The 17,283-nt window shown below is 64.9% G+C and carries 15 protein-coding genes; 9 read left to right on the forward strand and 6 right to left on the reverse strand.

Features of this window, described 5'->3' with window-relative positions; all coding sequences use genetic code 11:
- Positions 1–28 precede the first annotated feature (28 nt).
- Together CAG46_RS08305 and CAG46_RS08310 are read left to right on the forward strand one after the other, a co-directional pair.
- Positions 29–427, forward strand: a complete 399-nt coding sequence (locus CAG46_RS08305; protein WP_013972930.1) for a MerR family DNA-binding transcriptional regulator — start codon at positions 29–31, stop codon at positions 425–427.
- Between the two features lie 19 nt (positions 428–446).
- Entirely contained in the window at positions 447–1,346 is a 900-nt protein-coding gene (locus tag CAG46_RS08310) for a hydroxymethylglutaryl-CoA lyase (protein WP_085616973.1), read from the forward strand.
- 532 nt (positions 1,347–1,878) lie between these two features.
- On the opposite strand, the gene CAG46_RS08320 is transcribed toward CAG46_RS08310, so the two are convergent.
- Positions 1,879–2,397, reverse strand: coding sequence for an MgtC/SapB family protein (locus tag CAG46_RS08320; protein WP_013972932.1), 519 nt, complete (start codon positions 2,395–2,397; stop codon positions 1,879–1,881).
- A 249-nt stretch (positions 2,398–2,646) separates the two neighbouring features.
- Here CAG46_RS08320 and CAG46_RS08325 point away from each other — a divergent pair, with 249 nt between their 5' ends.
- The 5 genes from CAG46_RS08325 (at position 2,647) to CAG46_RS08345 (ending at position 9,342) form a co-directional block, all read left to right on the forward strand.
- A complete protein-coding gene (locus tag CAG46_RS08325) occupies positions 2,647–2,886 on the forward strand; it encodes a DUF3203 family protein (protein WP_025338886.1) in 240 nt (79 codons plus the stop codon).
- Between the two features lie 121 nt (positions 2,887–3,007).
- On the forward strand, positions 3,008–4,411 hold the full coding sequence (gene ccoG, locus CAG46_RS08330) for a cytochrome c oxidase accessory protein CcoG (protein WP_085616975.1): 1,404 nt from the start codon (positions 3,008–3,010) through the stop codon (positions 4,409–4,411).
- A 50-nt stretch (positions 4,412–4,461) separates the two neighbouring features.
- Positions 4,462–5,871: a GntR family transcriptional regulator MpaR gene (mapR, locus tag CAG46_RS08335; RefSeq protein WP_013972935.1), complete on the forward strand. Its 1,410-nt coding sequence runs from the start codon at positions 4,462–4,464 to the stop codon at positions 5,869–5,871.
- Positions 5,872–5,928: 57 nt separating this feature from the next.
- Positions 5,929–7,584, forward strand: coding sequence for a PAS domain-containing sensor histidine kinase (locus tag CAG46_RS08340; RefSeq protein ID WP_085616977.1), 1,656 nt, complete (start codon positions 5,929–5,931; stop codon positions 7,582–7,584).
- 63 nt (positions 7,585–7,647) lie between these two features.
- Positions 7,648–9,342: a response regulator gene (locus tag CAG46_RS08345; RefSeq protein WP_085616979.1), complete on the forward strand. Its 1,695-nt coding sequence runs from the start codon at positions 7,648–7,650 to the stop codon at positions 9,340–9,342.
- Between the two features lie 9 nt (positions 9,343–9,351).
- Here the strand turns inward: CAG46_RS08345 and CAG46_RS08350 are convergent, their stop codons facing one another.
- Positions 9,352–10,098 carry an SDR family oxidoreductase gene (locus tag CAG46_RS08350; RefSeq protein WP_085616981.1) on the reverse strand — a complete coding sequence of 249 codons (747 nt, stop codon included), beginning with the start codon at positions 10,096–10,098 and terminating at the stop codon, positions 9,352–9,354.
- 73 nt (positions 10,099–10,171) lie between these two features.
- A complete protein-coding gene (locus CAG46_RS08355; RefSeq protein ID WP_085616983.1) occupies positions 10,172–11,188 on the reverse strand; it encodes an FAD:protein FMN transferase in 1,017 nt (338 codons plus the stop codon).
- Between the two features lie 251 nt (positions 11,189–11,439).
- Here CAG46_RS08355 and rsxC point away from each other — a divergent pair, with 251 nt between their 5' ends.
- Both rsxC and CAG46_RS08365 read left to right on the forward strand, forming a co-directional pair.
- Complete coding sequence (rsxC, locus tag CAG46_RS08360) at positions 11,440–12,840, forward strand: electron transport complex subunit RsxC (RefSeq protein ID WP_085616985.1); 1,401 nt, start codon at positions 11,440–11,442, stop codon at positions 12,838–12,840.
- The gene (locus CAG46_RS08365; protein ID WP_085616987.1) at positions 12,837–13,787 is read left to right on the forward strand and encodes an RnfABCDGE type electron transport complex subunit D; all 951 of its coding nucleotides are present in this window, start codon (positions 12,837–12,839) and stop codon (positions 13,785–13,787) included. Before rsxC ends, CAG46_RS08365 begins: the two co-directional genes overlap by 4 nt.
- 47 nt (positions 13,788–13,834) lie before the next feature.
- Here CAG46_RS08365 and CAG46_RS08370 read toward each other — a convergent pair whose 3' ends face one another.
- Genes CAG46_RS08370 through CAG46_RS08380 form a run of 3 tightly spaced genes read right to left on the reverse strand, consistent with a single transcriptional unit; the run spans position 13,835 to position 17,064 of the window.
- On the reverse strand, positions 13,835–15,370 hold the full coding sequence (locus CAG46_RS08370; RefSeq protein ID WP_025338877.1) for a DHA2 family efflux MFS transporter permease subunit: 1,536 nt from the start codon (positions 15,368–15,370) through the stop codon (positions 13,835–13,837).
- Complete coding sequence (locus CAG46_RS08375) at positions 15,367–16,560, reverse strand: HlyD family efflux transporter periplasmic adaptor subunit (protein WP_025338876.1); 1,194 nt, start codon at positions 16,558–16,560, stop codon at positions 15,367–15,369. Before CAG46_RS08375 ends, CAG46_RS08370 begins: the two co-directional genes overlap by 4 nt.
- Before the next feature lie 30 nt (positions 16,561–16,590).
- Entirely contained in the window at positions 16,591–17,064 is a 474-nt protein-coding gene (locus CAG46_RS08380; RefSeq protein ID WP_025338875.1) for a MarR family winged helix-turn-helix transcriptional regulator, read from the reverse strand.
- Positions 17,065–17,283: the final 219 nt, after the last annotated feature.

A 17,283-nucleotide genomic window follows, 5' to 3' on the forward strand; every position in this document is an offset into this window, starting at 1 on the left:
ACCCGCATACCCCACGCCGAGCCCCAGCATGAGCACCCAGACCTACAGCATCTCCGACCTGTCCCGCGAACTGGACATCACCACCCGCGCCATCCGCTTCTATGAGGAACAGGGCCTGCTGAGCCCCGAGCGCCGTGGCCTGGAGCGTATCTATTCGGCGCGTGACAAGGTCAGCCTGAAGCTCATCCTGCGCGGCAAGCGCATCGGCTTTTCGCTGGCCGAATGCCGCGAGCTGATCGAGCTGTACGATCCCTCCAGCGGCAACCTCAAGCAGCTCAACAGCATGCTGGCGAAAATCGCCGAGCGCCGCGCCCAGCTGGAACAGCAGATGCTCGACATCCACCAGATGCAGCTGGAGCTGGACACCGCCCAGGAGCGCTGCGAACAAGCCCTGGCCGCCACCCTGAACAACAAAGACAACCGCTGAACGCCACAGGAAACCCGCCATGTCCTTGCCCAAACACGTCCGCCTGGTCGAAGTAGGCCCCCGCGACGGACTGCAGAACGAAGCCCAGCCCATCAGCGTCGCCGACAAGGTGCGCCTGGTGGACGACCTCACCGAGGCGGGCCTGGCCTATATCGAAGTGGGCAGTTTCGTCTCGCCCAAGTGGGTGCCGCAGATGGCCGGCTCCGCCGAAGTGTTCGCCGGCATCCAGCAGCGCCCGGGTGTCACCTATGCGGCGCTGGCCCCCAACCTGCGTGGTTTCGAGGACGCCCTGGCCGCCGGCGTGAAGGAAGTGGCGGTGTTCGCGGCCGCCTCCGAAGCCTTCTCGCAACGCAACATCAACTGCTCGATCAGCGCCAGCCTCAAGCGCTTCGAGCCGATCATGGAAGCCGCGCGCAACCACGGTGTGCGCGTGCGCGGCTATGTGTCGTGCGTGCTCGGCTGCCCCTATGAAGGCAAGGTCAGCGCCGAGCAGGTCGCCCCGGTGGCCCGTGCCCTGCACGACATGGGCTGCTACGAGGTATCGCTGGGCGACACCATCGGCACCGGCACCGCCGGCGAAACCCGGCGCCTGTTCGAGGTGGTCGCGGCACAGGTACCGCGCGAGCAACTGGCCGGGCACTTCCACGATACCTATGGCCAGGCCCTGGCCAACGTATATGCCAGCCTGCTCGAAGGCATCAGCGTGTTCGACAGCTCGGTGGCCGGGCTGGGCGGCTGCCCCTATGCCAAAGGCGCTACCGGCAATATCGCCAGTGAAGACGTGGTGTACCTGCTGCAGGGGCTGGGCATTGAAACCGGCATCGACCTGGACCTGCTGATCGCCGCCGGCCGCCGCATCAGCAGCGTGCTGGGCCGCGACAACGGGTCGCGGGTAGCGCGGGCGCGCAGCGCGCAATAAGTCATACGGGTGTCACATTGGTGTGGGTGAAGTGTTACCGCCCCCACGTTTTGCAGCAAAAAATCGGGTAACAGGGAAACAAATCGGCAGAATTTCAGGCCATTCGATTTCGACTGAAATCGCCAAGTGCTTGATTTTAAAGGGTTTGCAAAAGTTGGCACGCACCCTGCTATATCTCTGGCACAACAACAAAAAGAATGTGACACCCAATAAAAACAACAGGTAACGGCTCTGACATAACAAGAACAACACGGCAGAGGCGTAGCAAGCAGATTTTTTTGGAGTCGACACGCTTTTCAGGGGTACGCCCCGCGGTCTGGCACAGAACAATAAAACTACCTCCAGGTAGCGGCAGCCAGGTTCGGATCAGCAATGATGAAGGCAGGTCAGCGCTCAAAAAAATACGTTTGCTCTTGACCCCGCATGGGGGTCGCCCGCAACACCAGGACAGGCTGACAAAAACAACAACAGGCCGGTCCCAATAATAAAAATAGAGCAGGCAACAACGCTTTGAGGGGAGCTTCGGCTCCCCTCAGTGCTTCCTGCCCTCTTCCTCCTCCTGCTTTCCCTCATCCTGCCCTTCGAGCTTGTCCACCAGCAACGGCATCGTGCCCAGCACCAGCAGGGCCAGTATCGTGCTGATCAACGCCGTGGCTTCACGGCCCATGCCGGCTGCCGTACCGATGGCGGCGGTCATCCACAGCCCGGCGGCAGTGGTCAGGCCCTTCACATGGCTGGCGTCCTGGCCGTTACCCTTGAGAATGGTGCCCGCACCCAGAAAACCGATACCGGCGACAATGCCCTGGATCACCCGGCTCAGCGCCTGCTCATCGGCCCCGGCCATGCTCGGTGCCAGCACGAACAGCGCAGCGCCCAGCGAAACCAGCATATGCGTGCGCACCCCGGCGGCCTTGCCCTTGTGCTCGCGCTCGAAGCCCAGCACGGCGCCGAGCAGGGCTGCCATCAGCAGGCGTACGAGAATTTGCGTGACCTCGCGCTCGTCGGTGATATCGGCGAATTCGGCCTGGATTGCTTGCCAGATGAGGTCCATTGCTTTTCCCCTGCCTGAGTATTGCATTGCCAGGCCCGGCCTCTTCGCGGGTAAACCCGCTCCCACAGGTACTGCATTGCATTGAAACCTGTGCAAACCCTGTGGGAGCGGGTTTACCCGCGAAGAGGCCGGGCCTGCCATCTGCAAGGGTTGACCTCCGGGCAAATGACAAAGTGCCGCTCAGCTTCCGGATGCAGCAACCCGCCCCGCCCTGTGGTCCACCCCTGTAACCCCCAGGAGGACCACTCCATGCCCATTGAAATCGACGAAACCACCCGCCGCTGCACCCTGATCGCCGAAGACCTGCGCCTCGAGGGTGATGGCCCATCCATCGAAATCGTCACCGACGAACAGCTGCGCATGTCCGTGGCCCTGCTCGCCGGCCAGCGTGTGCCCATCACCGAAGCCGAGGCCGATGCACTGACCGTGGCGGGTGCGGTGGATAGCCGCAGGCATCTGAAGGCCAGCACGCCAGGCTCGGTAATCTGAGGCCTGGCGGGGCCTGCCCGGAAATCTGATACGGTTTTTATCGCAAAATCTGAGCCTGTGCTGATAACAGCCTCAGGGCCATAGTGCTCATGCCTGATCGAGGCCTGATGAGCACCGAGCCATGAACGATAGAATCCCTTTCACAGAGATCGCCACCGCCCCAGCCAGCCCCCAGCCGCGCCGCGCCGACAATGGCATCCATACCCGCAGCTTCACCGGGCTGTACCGCAACCTGCGCATCGGCTTCGCCGGCGCCCTGTTCGTGCTGTTCTTCGGCACCGCCTGGCTGAACTGGAATGGCCGCCAGGCCGTGCTGTGGGACCTGGGCAACAGCAAATTCCACATCTTCGGCGCCACCTTCTGGCCGCAGGACTTCATCCTGCTGTCGGCGCTGCTGATCATCTGCGCCTTCGGCCTGTTCGCCATCACCGTGTATGCCGGCCGCGTGTGGTGCGGCTACAGCTGCCCGCAAAGCACCTGGACCTGGCTGTTCATGTGGTGCGAAAAGATCACCGAGGGCGACCGCAACCAGCGCATCAAGCTGGCTTCCGCGCCCTGGAGCCTGAACAAACTGGCCCGGCGCACGCTGAAGCACAGCCTGTGGCTGGCCATTGGTGTGCTCACCGGGCTGACCTTCGTCGGCTACTTCACCCCGATCCGCCCACTGGCCGCGGAACTGTTCACCTTGCAACTGGGCGGCGTGGCGCTGTTCTGGGTGCTGTTCTTCACCGCCGCCACCTACATCAATGCCGGCCTGCTGCGCGAAGCGGTGTGCCTGCACATGTGCCCCTATGCACGCTTCCAGAGCGTGATGTTCGACAAGGACACCCTGGCGGTCGCCTATGACCCGCGGCGCGGCGAAGCCCGTGGCCCGCGCAAGAAAGGCAGCGACCTCCGCGCCCAGGGCCTGGGCGACTGCATCGACTGCACCTTGTGCGTACAGGTGTGCCCCACCGGCATCGATATCCGCGATGGCCTGCAAATGGCGTGCATCGGCTGCGCGGCGTGCATCGATGCCTGTGACGGGGTAATGGACAAGATGGGCTATGCACGTGGCCTGATCGGCTACAAGTCCGAACGCAGCCTGCAAGGTGGCACCACCCATTGGCTGCGCCCGCGCCTGCTGGGCTACGCCGCCGCGCTGGGGGTGATGATTGCGGCACTGGTGGTGGCCTTGCAGCTGCGCCCGATGGTGTCGCTGGACGTGATCAAGGACCGCGGCCTGTTCCGCGAGAATGCCCAGGGCCAGATCGAGAACATCTACCTGCTCAAAGTCATCAACAAGACCGAAAGCACCCGGCACTACCAGCTGCGCCTGCTGGACGCCGACGGCTTCAGCCTGCAGGGCAAGACCTCATTCATGATCCCGGCCGGTGAAATGAGTGAACTGCCGGTGTCGGTGGCGATGCTCGCCGAGCGCCCGGCCAGCAGCTCGCAGACGCTGAGCTTCGAGATCAGCGAGCGCGACGACCCTGCCATCCGCAGCGTGGCCCACAGCCGCTTCGTCGCACCGCTGAACCGTTGATCCCTTACACTGACTCCACCTTGCCTGCCAGGCTTCGACAGAAGGCCAGAATGAAACGCTACGAACGCTTTGCCGACGACATCGCCGAACTGATCCGCTCCGGGGTGCTGGGCCCCGGCCAGCGCGTGCCCTCGGTGCGCTATGCCAGCCAGACCCACGGGGTCAGCCCGTCCACCGTATTCCAGGCCTACTACCTGCTGGAGCGGCGCGGGCTGATCCGCGCCCGGCCGCGCTCGGGCTATTTCGTCAACGCTCACGCCCCGCGCCAGTTCAGCGAGCCGCAGGCATTGCAGCCGGTCAGCGAGTCCACCGACGTCGACGTCAGCGCGCTGGTGTTCTCGATCCTCGACTCGATCAAGGACCCCAACACCGTGCCGTTCGGCTCGGCCTTCCCCAGCCCCGAGCTGTTTCCGCTGCAACGCCTGTCGCGCTCGCTGGCCAGCGCCAGCCGCAGCATGGACCCGCGCATGGTGGTGACCGACCTGTCACCCGGCAACCCGCAACTGCGCCGGCAGATTGCCCTGCGCTACATGGTTGGCGGGCTGATGTTGCCGATGGAGGAGCTGCTGATCACCAACGGCGCGCTGGAAGCCCTGAACCTGTGCCTGCAGGCCGTCACCCAGCCCGGTGACCTGGTGGCCATCGAAGCGCCCGCCTTCTATGCCTGCCTGCAGGTACTGGAGCGGCTCAAGCTCAAGGCCGTGGAAATCCCTGTGCACCCGCGCGAAGGCATGGACCTGGGCGTGCTGGCGCAAACGCTGGAGAAGCACCCGGTCAAGGCCGTGTGGTGCATGACCAACTTCCAGAACCCGGTGGGCGCCAGCATGCCGGAAGCGAAAAAGCAGGCACTGGTGGAGCTGCTGGCGCGTCATCAGGTGCCATTGATCGAAGACGACGTGTACGCCGAACTGTACTACGCGCAACAGGCACCCAAACCGGCCAAGGCCTTCGACACCCAGGGCCTGGTGATGCACTGCGGCTCGTTCGCCAAGAGCCTGGCACCCGGCTACCGCATCGGCTGGGTGGCAGCCGGGCGCTTTGCGCAGAAGATCGAACGGCTCAAGCTGATGACCTCGCTGTGTGCCTCGATGCCGGCCCAGGCGGCCATCGCCGACTACCTGCAGCACGGCGGCTACGACCGCCACCTGCGCAAGCTGCGCTATGCCCTGGAAGGCCAGCAGGCCAACATGCTGGCGGCCATCGCCCGGCACTTTCCGGCGCAGACGCGGGTCAGCCAACCGTCCGGCGGCTACTTCCTGTGGCTGGAGCTGCCCGAACAGATGGACGCCCTCAAGCTGTTCCACATGGCCCTGGCCCAAGGCATCAGCATCGCCCCCGGGCCGATCTTCTCGCCCACCCGGCGCTTCGGCAACTGCATCCGCCTGAACTACGGCAGCCCCTGGCACGAGGATGCCGAACGGGCCATGGAAACCCTGGGGCGGATCATCCGCTCGTTCTGATGGCTGGTACCCCGGTGGGCGACTATAGTTGCCCGATCCGCTCACCGGGCCCTCGCCATGCAAGCAGATTCGCTCCCGTCCCTGGCACAGCTGCAAGCGCGTGTCGCAGAACTGGAAGCTCGCCTGGCCGAGCGCGACGACACTGCACAGGCCCACAACCGGCTACTGGGCGAATTGCTCGACAACAGCCTGGCCAACGTGTTTGCTGCCGACCGCAGCATGCGCCTGATAGCGATCAACCGCATGGCCCGGGAAACCTTCGCGCATTACCGTGGCTTCGTGCCGCAGATCGGCGATTACGTGCCGCAGTTCCTGCTCAACCAGCCTGACATCATGGGCCGCCTGGCACCGGTGTGGCCACGCGTGCTGGCCGGCGAAGCCTTCATCGACACCATCACCCTCGGCCCGCCTGACGCCCCGCGCCATTACGAGATTCGCTACCACCCGTTGCACGATGCGCAGCAGCAAGTCCAGGGCGGGTACCTGTTCGCCTATGACATCACCGAGCGCGTGGCCGAGCAGGAGCGCCTGCGCCAGGCCGAAGAAGCCCTGCGCCATTCGCAGAAAATGGAGGCGGTCGGCCAGTTGACCGGTGGCATCGCCCACGACTTCAACAACTTGCTGGGCAGCCTGCTTGGCGCACTGGAGCTGGCAGAGCAACGCCTGGGCCAGCAACGCTTTGCCGACACCGCCCGCATGCTCGAGCTCGGCCGCAGCAACGCACTGCGCGCCTCAGCCCTGGTGCAGCGGTTGCTGGCCTTTTCGCGCCAGCAGACGCTGCTGCCACAAGCGGTGGATGTGCAGCGCCTGGTCGCCGACATGCATGACCTGATCCGCAGCTCGACCGGCCGGCACATTGACTTCCAGGACTGCACGCTTGCTGCGCAATGGTCGATCCGCATCGACCCGCAACAGCTGGAGAACGCCCTGCTCAACCTGTGCATCAACGCCCGTGACGCCATGCCGCTGGGTGGCACCTTGCGCATCGGTTGCGAAAACGCCGATCTCGCAGCGGCCGAAGCCAAGCGCCTGGACCTGCCGACGGGCCACTACCTGCACATTCAAGTCGAGGACACCGGCGTGGGCATGTCCAGTGAAGTGCTGCAACGCGCCCTCGAACCCTTCTTCACCACCAAGCCACTGAGCCAGGGCACCGGCCTGGGATTGTCCATGGTCTATGGCTTTGTTCGCCAGTCCGGGGGGCAGTTGCTGATCGACAGCGTCGCCGGGCAAGGCACTTGCGTTCACCTGTACCTGCCCCGAGACCGGAGCGCTCCCGCAACCTGCAACGACGAGCCAGCCACATCCGCCACCGCGCCCCTGCAGGCGCGCGGGTGCCGGATCATGCTGGTGGAGGACCAACCGGCCTTGCGCCTGGTGCTGGTCGAAGTGCTGACGGAGCTGGGCTACCAGGTGCAAGCTTTCGAGGGCGGCCACTCGGCGCTTGAGTCGTTGCAGGAAGGGCCACCACCGGACTTGCTGATCACCGATGTCGGTCTGCCTGGGCGGGTTGATGGTTACCAGCTTGCAGAGGCCTACCAAAACCTGGTGGAGCATGCCCCGGTATTGCTGATTACCGGCTACGACGCTGCCGATACGGTGCACTTTGCCCGGCCCGACAGGCGCACCGAACTGCTGCACAAACCCTTCGACCTGAGCACCCTTGGCGAACGGATCGAGCGGCTGCTGGCCATTGCGCCACACCCGCGTTGACTGGCTATTCGCCTGTTGCCGAACACGCTAAAGTCTGGGCTTCATCCACTGTCGGACGTCGGCATGCCCTCCCGCGACCTGCTTTCACTGCGCCAACAAGTCGAAGCCCTGCAGCAACAGAACGCGCTGCTGGAAGCCCGCCTGGCAAGCCATCAGCAACACGACCAGGACTTCTACCGCTCGCTGTTCGACACCATGGACGAGGGCTTCTGCATCATCGAGTTCTTCGACGGCCCGCACGGCCCACTGAGCGACTATGTGCATGTGCTGGCCAATGCGGCCTATGCCAAGCACGCCGGCATCCCCAACGTGGTCGGGCAGAAACTGCGCGAGATGGTGCCCGATGAGGCCGACGATTGGGTCGCTCGTTATGGCGCGGTGCTGCGCACGGGCGAGCCGCTGCATTTCGAGCAGGAACTGGTCGCCACCGGCCATGTGTTGTCGGTGACCACCTTCCGCGTAGAGCCTGCCGAAAAGCGTCAGGTGGCGGTTCTGTTCAAGGACGTCACCGCACGCCGACGGGCAGAGCAGGCCCTGCAGCGCCTGAACGAGGAACTGGAACAACGGGTGAATGCGGCACTGGCAGAACAGGCCAAGGCCGAGGAAGCCCTGCGCCAGGCACAGAAGATGGAAGCGGTCGGCCAGCTCAGTGGCGGCATCGCCCACGACTTCAACAACTTGCTGGGCGGCATCCTCAGTGCCCAGGAGCTGATGCGCCAGCGCCTGGAGCAATCCCGTTTCGACGCCCTGGAGCCGTTGCTGAAGCTGTCCAGCGACTCGGCGCAGCGGGCCTCTTCGCTGGTACACCGGCTGCTGGCATTCTCCCGTCAGCAGACCCTGCAGCCCTGCTCCACGCAGGTGGCCACGCTGGTGGGCGGCATGGAAGAGCTGCTGCGCCGCACCATCGGCCCCTCCATCACCCTGACCAGCCAATTCCCCTGCCAGCTGTGGCCGACCTTCATCGACCCGCCGCAACTGGAAAGCGCCCTGCTCAACGTGTGCATTAATGCCCGCGATGCCATGCCTGCCGGCGGCGTGATCGATATCCTCGGTGACAACCTGCTGCTCGACGACCAGCAAGCCCGTGCACTGGAACTGACAGCTGGCGAATACGTGCGGCTGAGCGTCAGCGACAACGGTAAAGGCATGTCGGCGGAGGTGGCCGAGCGCGCCGTCGACCCGTTCTTCACAACCAAGCCGATGGGCCACGGCACTGGGCTGGGCTTGTCGATGACCTATGGTTTCGTGCGCCAGTCGGGCGGGCAGCTACGGGTGTTGTCGACACTTGGCGAAGGCACCCGCATCGAGCTGCTGCTTCCCCGCCACCACCAGCACCCCGAAGCCCCGGCACCCAGGCCACCGCGCACACTGCTGGAAAAAAGCAGCAGCGCCACGCAGCGTATCTTGCTGGTCGAAGACCAGGCCGCCTTGCGCGTGGTCGTCTGCGAGGTGCTGGAAGAACTGGGCTATCGGGTCGATGCATTCGAGAACGGCCCGGCCGCCCTCGCCCACCTGCAAGCTGGCGAGCGGCCAGACCTGCTGTTGAGCGATATCGGCCTGCCTGGCGGCCTGAATGGCCGCCAGTTGGCTGAACGTTGCCGCGAACGCCACCCCGACCTCCGGGTGCTGTTCATCACCGGCTACGACGAAAGCGCGGCGCTCAGTGACGGCCAGTTGCTGCAAGGCACTCAGGTGCTGACCAAGCCGTTCGAGCTGGAAGTGCTGGCCGAACGGGTACGCGCGCTGCTGGAGGATTGAACGGCGCGCTCAGCGCCCGCCGCCCAGGTCGATGAAGCTGCCGGTGGAGTACGAGGCTTTGTCCGAGAGCAGCCAGAGTATGGCCTCGGCCACTTCCTCGGGGCGCCCGCCGCGGCCCATGGGCAAGCCGGGCTCGAGCTTGCTGACCCGGTCGGGGTCGCCCGACAGCGCGTGGAACCCGGTATGGATGTAGCCTGGCCGCACACCATTGACTCGCACGCCCTCGCCTGCCACTTCCTTTGCCAGGCCAATGGTGAAGGTGTCGAGGGCGCCCTTGGAAGCGGCATAGTCCACGTATTCGTTGGGCGAGCCCAGGCGTGCGGCCACCGACGACACGTTGACGATGGCCCCGCCCTGCCCGCCGTACCTGCGGGCCATGCGCTTCAGTGCGTGCTTGGCGCAGAGCATGGGGCCGACGACGTTGGTCTTCATGACCTTGAGCAGGCGGAATTCGGACATGTCCTCGACCCGGCTTTGCTGGCCGATGGTGCCTGCGTTGTTGACCAGTGCGGTAACCGGGCCGAGTTCTTCGTCGACGCGCTGGAACAGCTGGATGACTTCATCCTCGACACTGGCGTCGGCGCGCACGGTGATGGCCTTGGCGCCCAGGGCGCGGACCTGGCCGAGGATGTCCTCGGCGGCCTGGTCGTCGGCGTGGTAGTTGATGCAGATGCGGTAGCCCTGGCGGGCGGCCAGCAGCGCCGTGGCGGCGCCGATGCCGCGGCTGGCACCGGTGATGACGATGACTTTCTCCATGGATCTGCCAATCGTTTGGAAAGGGAGCATCGACAATAGGGGAAAAGGCTGCGCGTGGGAATGACCTTTCCTGCTACTGCCTGGGCGTGCCCTGCTGGGGAAACAACGTCTCGAATCGCGGCGTCGCCCGCGCAACGAAACCCAGCCCCTGGTGCATGATGAAATAGGCAGCGATTTCATGCCGCTCGGCGAAGGCATAGCCTTCCTCCGGGCCGAGCACCATCAACAATGTATCGAGGGCATCGGCACGCAGCACCGAAGGGTCGACCACCGACACTGCCGCCAGCGCGTGCTTGACCGGCCTGCCGACACGGGGGTCGAAGGTGTGCGAATAGCGCTGGCCACCTTCCTCGAAATAGTTGCGGTAATCGCCGGCGGTGGCAACGCCGTAGCCATCCAGGGCGATGGCGCGCTCCACTTGCTGCTCGCCCCCGCCACTCGGTACCTCGAGGGCGATGCGCCAGGGCGAACCATCCGGCTTGCGGCCGACACCCTTGAGTTCGCCGGTGATCTCGACCAGATAGGCCTGGATGCCCAGGGCCGCAAGCCGGTCACCCACCCGATCCACTGCATAACCGGCGAGCATGCTGTCGAAATCCAGCTGCGCCGCCACATCCTTGCACAGCTTTTCTCCATCCAGGTGCAAGTGCTGCAGCCCTACCCGGGCCTGCTCCCGTGCCAGTGCGCTGGCGTCCGGCACCTGCCTGCCGCGTGACTGCGGGCCGAAGCCCCAGAGGTTCATCAATGGCAAGACCGTCAGGTCGAAAGCACCGCCACTCTCGCGGAACAGAGACACACCGTACACCAGCAAATGCTGCATCTCTTCCGGCACCGCCTGACAGGCGCCGGCCGGCAGAGCGTTGAAGCGGGCAACCACGGAATCGCCGCGCCAGTTGGAAAACTGCTTGTCGAGCGCCTCGAGAATCCTCTCGACTTCGGCCTTTACCTGCTGCGCGCCGGGCGCCTGCGCGGTGGGTACGTACTGGATCGAATACGTGCTGCCCATGGTCGGCCCGCCAAAGCGTTCGATCCTTTCGCCGCAGCCATACAGCAATGTCACCAGCATCACCAGCAGGCTTGCGCGCATCATTCGACACCTCGCCGACTCTGGCCGCCCGTTCGCGGCGCAGGTTATTTCACCAGAATTGCGAGATGGCAATTGGCCTACCGTTCATCAGCAAACCTGGTCAAAAACCGAACAAAATCCTCATTGAGCACTCTGATCTGCGCGGGTGATCAATCATCCCCCCTCCCTTTCCGCTTAACGTCCCGGAAGTTACAAAACCATCATGTGCATAAGCGCATAGGGGCGTTCTTTGCCCAAAAATTGGAGGACAGTAAATGTCTAGCCATTCGTTGCAGAGCGTCGAACGCCTGCAGAGCCGCATCCGCGCCCAGCGTCAGCCGCAACAGAAAACTTTCTGGCGCCGTCTGCTGGCCATCGCCTCATCCTCTCAGCGTAGTTGGCATGGAGGGATCGAGCTCAGGGGATACAAGGAACTGTCCAACGCCACCCCGGTTGCCCCCGTCGCAATCGGAAAAATCCAGCTGGCGATCCCCCTCGGGCGGGGTCGGCGGTTTGTCCAGCCTTGCGTGCAGCCGGGGCAGTACGTGCGCAAGGGCGAAGTGATCGGTATTGGCGACAACACCACCGCTTGGGTGCATGCCAGTACCTCCGGCATCGTGGAACGGATCGATCACGTCTTCGCGGCCGACTCGGCCGAGCCGGTCATGGCCGTCATCCTGAACGCAGATGGCCTGGATGAGTGGCTCGAACGCCCGGCGCCTGGCCTGCCGCAAACGCCAGAGGCGCTGGTCGAGCGCGCATTGCAGATGGGCATAGTCGGCCTTGGTGGTGCGGGTTTCCCGACTGCCCTCAAGCTGGCCGGCGCACAGCAGCCCGATCTGCTGCTGATCAACGGTGCCGAATGCGAGCCCTTCCTCACCTGCGATGACCGCCTCATGCGTGAGAATGCCGAAGCGTTGATCGAGGCCGCCGACTATGTCGCCGCGCTGCTGGGAATAACGACCACCCGTTTCGGCATCGAAACCAACAAGCCGGAGGCGATGGCCACATTACGTGCCGCCGCTCGCCAGGCGCGCACCCGGGTCGAGATTTGTCCACTTCCGGAGCGTTACCCGGCAGGTGGGCAGCCGTTGATGATCAAGAGCCTCAGTGGCCGCAACCTGGCCCCGGGGAGCCGGCCTGCCGATATCGGCGTGCTGGCGCTGAATGTCGCAACCCTCTACGCACTGGGCCGGGCCGTCTTCCAGGGCGAACCACTGACCAGCCGCGTGCTGACACTGACCGGTGACTGCGAGCGCCCGGGCAATGTGCGGGTGCCGGTGGGTTACCCGGTCAGCGAACTGCGCGCGATTGCTGGCGCGTCCCCCACTGGGCAGTTGACCCAGGTCGGCGGCCCGATGATGGGGCTGCCGCTACCGGACGCCAACGCCTTCGTCAGCAAGACCAGCAGCTGCCTGATATTCGGCGCCGAGCGCTACCTGCCGGCTGCTCGCCCCGCCAGCAGTTGCATTCGCTGCACGCGCTGCGTGGATGTCTGTCCGATGTCGCTGCGGCCGCTGGACCTCTACGCTGCCGCCGAACGCCTGGACAAGGCCAGCCTGCAAGAGCTGCGCCTGGACGCCTGCATCGAATGCGGCAGCTGCAGCAGCATCTGCCCGAGCAATATCCCGCTGCGCGAACGCTTCCGCCAGAGCAAGACGGAGGTCCGCGCATGAGCCTGATACGCCACCCCATCCCGCAACGACTGCGCACGGTGATGCTGCTGGTCGTCCTGTGCCTGCTGCCGGGCACCGTCCTGTATGCCTGGCAATTCGGCGTCGTGGTCTGGTTGCAGGTGTTCTGGTGCGTGCTGTTCGCCCTGGGCTTCGAAGCCGCCCTGCTGCGCCTGCGCGGGCATGACGTACGCAAGGGTTTGAGCGACCTCAGCTGGCTGGTGCTGGGCCTGATACTGGCTCGGGCATTGCCGCTGATGGTGCCGTTGTGGATGATCGCCCTGGCCAGCTTTGCCGCGCTGGCACTGTGCAAGCACGCCAGTGGAGGCCTTGGTCGCAACCGCCTCAACCCTGCCATGGTTGGCCTGGGGGTGGTTGCCATCTGCTTCTACCAGCAGTTGTACCCCGCGCCATCGAACCATGCCCCCTGGACCGCAGCCCTGGACGCCAAGGCGGTTCTGCTGCAACAGCTACAGTTGGCGCCACGCCTGGATCTCGATGCGTTCGCCGGCGCCACGCAACTGGCGCAGAACGAGTTCACCCATGTCACCCACAACCTGTCGGGGTACGGCTACATTGCCGGCGGTTTGCTGCTGGCATTGCTGCGGGTGATCCGCATCGAGATTCCGCTGGCGATGCTCGCGAGCACGGTATTGCTGTGCATGGCCGCCGGCCACAGCCTGCAGGAAGCCGTGTACAACCTCAGCCTCGGCGGCTACCTCTTCACCGCCTTCTTCATCGCCACCGATCCGGTCACAAGCCCCGATACCCGGGCCGGTCGCATCCTCTTCGGCGTGACCGTCGGCACGCTGACCGAGCTGATTCGCGAGTTCGGGCTTTACGCCGATGGCCTCTGCTTCGCCGTGCTGGCCGGCAACCTGCTGGTGCCGCAAATCGACCGGTTGGTGCTGCGCATGCAGCGGCCCTGGTACGCAGCAGCGAGTGCCTGACATGGCATTTGGCAAGGGCAAGAGCCAGGGCCTTGTACTGGCCCGGCTCAATGCCCTGCCGACGCCGGCCCCGCCTTGGCGGTAAAGGGCGGTTTGGCGAACCACACCAGCAGAATCAACCCGGCAAACACCCAGGTCATCAGGGTGAAGTAGTCCACCGTCGACATCATGTACGCCTGCCCGTTGAGTATCTGCTCCAGCTGCGCATAGCTCTGCGGGCTGGCCCCGCCCAGCTGCTCCAGGGTATGCCGCGTGGCCGGGTCGAACTGGCTGATGTGTTCGCTCAGGTAGGCATGGTGCTGGTCCGCCCGGCGAATCCAGATCCAGGTGGTCAGCGACGCCGCGAAACTGCCGCCCAAGGTACGCAGGAAAGTCGCCAGGCCCGAGCCATCGGCAATCTGCTGCGGTGGCAGGTCGGACAGCAGGATGCTCAAGGTCGGCATGAAGAACAGCGCCACGCCAATGCCCATGAACAGCTGCACCAGCGCCACATGCTGGAAGTCCACCTCGCTGGTGAACCCGGCACGCATGTAGCAGCTGCTGCCGATCGCCAGGAACGCCAGCCCGGCCAGCACACGCAGGTCGAAGCGGTGCGCGTACTTGCCCACGAACGGCGACATGAGCACCGGCAACAGGCCGATCGGCGCCACCGCCAGGCCGGCCCAGGTAGCGGTATAGCCCATCTGCGTCTGCAGCCACTGCGGCAGGATCAGGTTGATGCCGAAGAACCCGGCATAGCCCCCTACCAGCACGATGGTGCCGACGCGGAAGTTGCGGTGCGCGAACAGGCGCAGGTTGACCACCGGGTGACGGTCGGTCAGTTCCCAGATCACGAACACCGCCAGGAACACCAGCGAGATCAGGCTGCCGACAATGATGAACGACGACTCGAACCAGTCCAGGTCATTGCCTTTGTCCAGCACCACCTGCAAGGCGCCAACGCCGATGACCAGCGTCAGCAGGCCGATGTAGTCCATCGGCTGGCGGCTGGTGACCACCGGCCGGGTGCGCATCTGCTGGCGCACCACGGCGGCGGCGAACAGGCCGATGGGCACGTTGATGAAGAAGATCCACGGCCAGCTGTAGCTGTCGGTGATCCAGCCCCCGAGAATCGGCCCGGCAATCGGCGCCACCACCGTGACCATCGCCAGCAGCGCCAGGGCCATGCCGCGCTTGGCCGGCGGGTAGACGGCGATCAGCAAGGTCTGGGTCATCGGGTACAGCGGCCCGGCCACCACGCCCTGCAACACGCGAAAACCGACCAGTTCCGGCATCGACTGGGCGATACCGCACAGGAACGAGGCCAGCACGAACAGCAGCGTGGCCCAGATGAACAGCTTCACCTCGCCAAACCGCCGGCTGAGCCAGCCGGTCAGCGGCAAGGCGATGGCGTTGCTCACCGCGAACGAAGTGATGACCCAGGTGCCCTGCTCGTAGCTCACCCCCAGGTTGCCGGAAATGGTCGGCAAGGCCACGTTGGCGATGGTGGTGTCGAGCACCTGCATGAACGTCGCCAGCGACAGGCCGATGGTGGTCAGCAGCAGGCTCGGTGGCGTGAACTGGGCAGCAGCGTTGTTGCTCATCGCTGGGCCGTCTTGCCGGTTGCGCTGTTTTCGTGGATCAGCCGGGCGATAAGGTTGTCGGCTTCGACCAGCTGGCGGTCATACACCTGGGTGGTGTAGCTGGCCTGCTGCGGTGGCTGCTGGGCCAAGGCCGGGCCGCTCTGGTCGTGCAGGTCGACCTCGACCACGGTGGACAGGCCGATGCGCAGCGGGTGGTCCTTGAGCTGGTCGGGGCTGAGGTGGATGCGTACCGGCACGCGCTGGACGATCTTGATCCAGTTACCGGTGGCATTCTGCGCCGGCAACAGGGCGAAGGCGCTGCCGGTGCCGGCGCCAAGGCTGTCGACCGTGCCGCTGTACCTGACCTCGCTGCCGTACAGGTCGGCGCTGATCTGCACCGGCTGGCCGATACGCATGTCGCGCAGCTGGGTTTCCTTGAAGTTGGCGTCGATCCACACCTGGTCCAGCGGGATCACCGCCATGGTCGCGGTGCCCGGTTGCAGGCGCTGGCCAAGCTGCACGGTACGCTTGGCGACGTAGCCGGTGACCGGTGCCACCAAGGTGGTGCGGGCATGGTCGAGGTAGGCCTGGCGCAGGTCGGCGGCGGCGGCCATCACCTCGGGGTGCGAGGACACCACGGTGTCGTCGACCAGCGCGCTGCTGGTGCTGAGCTGCTGGCGCGCACTGTTGACGGCGGCCTCGGCCACGCTCAGGTCATCGCGGGCATGGGACAATTCTTCCGCGGCAATCGCACCGCTGTCGGCCAGCACCTTGCGCCGGTTGAAGTCCTGGCGGGCCTTGCGCAGCTCGGCCTGGCGGGTTTCCAGCTGCGCCTTGAGCGCGTCGACGTTGCTGTACAACCCGCGCACCTGGCGCACGCTGCGCGCCAGTTTGGCTTCGGCGGACTGCAAGGCCACCTGGCTGTCGGCCGGGTCGAATTGCAGCAATACCTGGCCGGCGTGGACCAGGTCGCCGTCATCGGCACCGATGCTGGTGACGGTGCCGGTGACCAGCGGGGTGATCTCTACCACGTTGCCGTTGACGTAGGCATCGTCGGTGCTTTCGTGCCAGCGCCCGACCAGGCTGTACCAGGCCCAGGCACCGACGCCGGCAAGGATCAGCAGCAACACCAGGCCAAGCAGCCAGGCCTTGCGCTTGCGCGACGGCTCGGGCGCGGCGGAGGGAGTCGGGGTGTCTGCGGGAGTGGCCATGACAATACCTTGGATAATTCGTGACAGGGTTCAACGATCGCCGAAGCGGCGGATCGTCAACGGGTCGCCGGCAGCGAGCAGGACCTTGGCCAGCAGGCCTTCCAGGGTCTCGAGCTCTTCTGCTGCCAGCGCGCCGCACAACTCGTTCATGGCCGCCGCGCCGATTTCCGGCAGGCGGTCAGCCAGGCGCTGGCCATCGGCGGTAAGGGCCAGGCGCACCTGGCGGCGGTCGTCGGCGCAGCGGTTGCGCACGATCAGCTCCTTCTGCTCGAGGCGGTCGAGCATGCGGGTCATCGACCCGCTGTCCAGGCCCAGGTAGCGGCACAGCTCGGCCGGGGTGTCCACCTGGTACTGGGTGACGATGATCAGCACCTTGAACTGCGCGGCGGTGACGCCTTCGGATTCGAGGTGCCAGTCGAGAATGCGGTCCTTGAGGATCGCCGCGCGGCCAAGCAGCATGCCGATGGCGCAGGTCTGGAAGTTTTCGGGGGAGAAATGGGCCATCGGAGGCTGCTCGGGTAATTGTGTAAAAATATTACTGCCTAGGCAGTGAATGTCAAAGCTTTGATTAGGTTGCTATGGAAAATTTCATGATTTCTGCCCCTTGCGCTGCCCCCTGTAGGAGCGGCCTTGTGTCGCGATGGGCCGCAAAGCGGCCCCGGCAATTTCTGCTGGGGCACAAAACCTGGGGCCGCTTCGCGCCCCATCGCGACACAAGGCCGC

The organism is Pseudomonas sp. B23(2017), assembly GCF_002113725.1.
GTDB classification, from domain to species: domain Bacteria; phylum Pseudomonadota; class Gammaproteobacteria; order Pseudomonadales; family Pseudomonadaceae; genus Aquipseudomonas; species Aquipseudomonas putida_Z.

Coding starts and splice junctions, on each gene's coding strand:
- CAG46_RS08310 (WP_085616973.1), top strand. CDS start 447: ATGTCCTTGCCCAAACACGTCCGCCTGGTCGAAGTAGGCCCCCGCGAC.
- CAG46_RS08355 (WP_085616983.1), bottom strand. CDS start 11,188: ATGATGCGCGCAAGCCTGCTGGTGATGCTGGTGACATTGCTGTATGGC.
- CAG46_RS08365 (WP_085616987.1), top strand. CDS start 12,837: ATGAGCCTGATACGCCACCCCATCCCGCAACGACTGCGCACGGTGATG.
- ccoG (WP_085616975.1), top strand. CDS start 3,008: ATGAACGATAGAATCCCTTTCACAGAGATCGCCACCGCCCCAGCCAGC.
- rsxC (WP_085616985.1), top strand. CDS start 11,440: ATGTCTAGCCATTCGTTGCAGAGCGTCGAACGCCTGCAGAGCCGCATC.
- mapR (WP_013972935.1), top strand. CDS start 4,462: ATGAAACGCTACGAACGCTTTGCCGACGACATCGCCGAACTGATCCGC.
- CAG46_RS08305 (WP_013972930.1), top strand. CDS start 29: ATGAGCACCCAGACCTACAGCATCTCCGACCTGTCCCGCGAACTGGAC.
- CAG46_RS08340 (WP_085616977.1), top strand. CDS start 5,929: ATGCAAGCAGATTCGCTCCCGTCCCTGGCACAGCTGCAAGCGCGTGTC.
- CAG46_RS08380 (WP_025338875.1), bottom strand. CDS start 17,064: ATGGCCCATTTCTCCCCCGAAAACTTCCAGACCTGCGCCATCGGCATG.
- CAG46_RS08350 (WP_085616981.1), bottom strand. CDS start 10,098: ATGGAGAAAGTCATCGTCATCACCGGTGCCAGCCGCGGCATCGGCGCC.
- CAG46_RS08320 (WP_013972932.1), bottom strand. CDS start 2,397: ATGGACCTCATCTGGCAAGCAATCCAGGCCGAATTCGCCGATATCACC.
- CAG46_RS08345 (WP_085616979.1), top strand. CDS start 7,648: ATGCCCTCCCGCGACCTGCTTTCACTGCGCCAACAAGTCGAAGCCCTG.
- CAG46_RS08370 (WP_025338877.1), bottom strand. CDS start 15,370: ATGAGCAACAACGCTGCTGCCCAGTTCACGCCACCGAGCCTGCTGCTG.
- CAG46_RS08325 (WP_025338886.1), top strand. CDS start 2,647: ATGCCCATTGAAATCGACGAAACCACCCGCCGCTGCACCCTGATCGCC.
- CAG46_RS08375 (WP_025338876.1), bottom strand. CDS start 16,560: ATGGCCACTCCCGCAGACACCCCGACTCCCTCCGCCGCGCCCGAGCCG.